Source organism: Prevotella rectalis, from assembly GCF_900607215.1.
Lineage (GTDB): Bacteria > Bacteroidota > Bacteroidia > Bacteroidales > Bacteroidaceae > Prevotella > Prevotella brunnea.
The window spans coordinates 1-1,337 of record NZ_LR027835.1 but is presented as its reverse complement, the minus strand read 5'-3'; the positions used below and the strand labels follow the sequence as shown (position 1 = coordinate 1,337).

Annotated in this window: 1 protein-coding gene and 1 pseudogene; both read right to left on the bottom strand. The window is 57.5% G+C overall.

The window, feature by feature from the left end:
- Positions 1–105: 105 nt before the first annotated feature.
- The gene (locus E0E16_RS13355; protein ID WP_130830693.1) at positions 106–567 is read right to left on the bottom strand and encodes a T9SS type A sorting domain-containing protein; all 462 of its coding nucleotides are present in this window, start codon (positions 565–567) and stop codon (positions 106–108) included.
- A gap of 9 nt (positions 568–576) precedes the next feature.
- Positions 577–1,337 (bottom strand): annotated as a pseudogene (locus E0E16_RS13760) (hypothetical protein); the annotation flags it as partial.

Genomic DNA, 1,337 nt, shown 5'->3' with positions numbered 1-1,337 from the left:
ACTGTCCTGTCCCTTGTATATATGCGTCGCAGCGATGGCTGCGGTGATGGCTGTCAGTAATGCCGCCGATATGAGGTAATGCTTTGTCTTCATAGCCGTTGGGGTTTAGTAGTTTGCCATTATCTTCTTTGTGAATTCCTCTTCTAAGGTGAGTGCTTTGACGACGTACACGCCCGTCTGCGGTACGGTGAAGTCGGCACGCTTTATGGTGCCTCCCGCCATGTCCGTCCGGCTCAGCAGTCTTCCTGATGTGTCATAGACGAGCAGTTCGGCATCGGTCTCCTTGGCGAGTCTCAGCTCGGCACTGAACGCCATACCGGTCCCGTCCTTCCTTGTCACGGTGAGGGCAGAATGGGCTTGCCTCTCGATGGAGGAGGTGTTTTCTGCCGACCTTGCCTGTGCCTTGGGCACGTTCGGGCTGCACTCGCTGCCGATAATTACCGCCATACTGTCCTCGACAGCCTTCCTCGTCTCGTAGGCCACGCCCCTCGAAACGCTCGTCAGGGCGAAGTCTCCACCGTCGATGCTCAGCCCGTCGATGGTCGAGAGTCCCTTGTTGAAGCCCATGCCGAAGAGTCAGCCGAGACCAGCTTTCTTGGCCGCACGGTGGACAACGATGCCGTTTACCGTATAGCTTACCGTGTCGGGGGTGAAGATGATGCCGAGTGCGTCACCTCCATTCAGGGTGACGGCAGCACCCATGGGTTTACCCTCGACCACGACTTGTGCCGTGGCATTCTTCACGTCGAAGCCGTGGAGGATGTTCTTTCCCAGTCCGAGCGTGGTGCAGAGTCCCGCCCTGTAGTCGGAGGTGAGCGAGGGAATAGTCCATGTGACCTCTCCCTGCTTTCGGCGACCGACCGCATGGGCATACTCGACGCCTCCCGTGCTCTCCGCCGTGATGTCGATGCCCGCGTTCTGCTTAATGAGCAGACTGTAGTTTCCCGGGAGCAGGTTCTTCACCGTGTATGTCTTCGTGGTGAAGTTTCCCCGTGAAGCTACGGCACCTTTCTCCATATTCTCCACGGAGTCCGCCAGCAGGCTGTATGAAAAACTCGGCAGGCCGACCACCATGCTGATGTCAAGGCTGCCGTCCTTTCTCGGCTTTCCGCCCGTGCAGCTCGCGTTGTGCGGTGTCAGCCGTGCCAAAATGCCGTCGAAGCAGGCGAAGGTGAACGTGTCAGATCCACTGCCGTCGGTGTCCATGAAGATGTTGTCGAAGATGAGTTTTTCACGGCTCGCGTCCTTGCGCGAGCATCTGATGATGATGTTTTCATGTATGTCGGTCTTGTCGCCCGCACCTCTGTCTATGAGCATGAAGACGTTGCGGTAGTCCG

Excerpts from the sequence above, each read along its gene's own strand:
- E0E16_RS13355 (WP_130830693.1), bottom strand. The coding sequence starts at position 567 with ATGGGCTTCAACAAGGGACTCTCGACCATCGACGGGCTGAGCATCGAC.